At 64.9% G+C, this 325-nt stretch carries 1 pseudogene; it reads left to right on the top strand.

The annotated features are described in order from the left end of the window. Positions 1-325: pseudogene (locus EN845_RS34390) on the top strand (glycosyl transferase); the annotation flags it as partial.

Genomic DNA, 325 nt, shown 5'->3' with positions numbered 1-325 from the left:
GGTCGCCGCCCGGAAGGCTCGTCATCGAAGCTGTCGACCTTCAGGGACGGCGCCAGGATCCTGTGGATGTTCGCCATGCTGGTGAAGGAGACGCAGCCGCAGCGATTCTTCGGCACGTTCGCGCTGTTCTTCCTGGCGGCCAGCATCGGCCTGATGATCCCCCTGCTGGTCGAGTTCGCCGAGACCGGGCTTGTGCCGCGCATGCCGACCTGGGTGCTGTCGGTCGGCCTGCTCCTCTCATCCATGCTGGCGATGGTCACCGGCCTGATCCTCGATTCGGTGTCGCGCGGCCGCGCCGAACAGAAGCGCATCTTCTATCTTTCGA

The organism is Mesorhizobium sp. M8A.F.Ca.ET.202.01.1.1, assembly GCF_004791595.1.
Taxonomy (GTDB): domain Bacteria; phylum Pseudomonadota; class Alphaproteobacteria; order Rhizobiales; family Rhizobiaceae; genus Mesorhizobium.
This window is presented reverse-complemented; position numbering and strand designations above follow the sequence as displayed.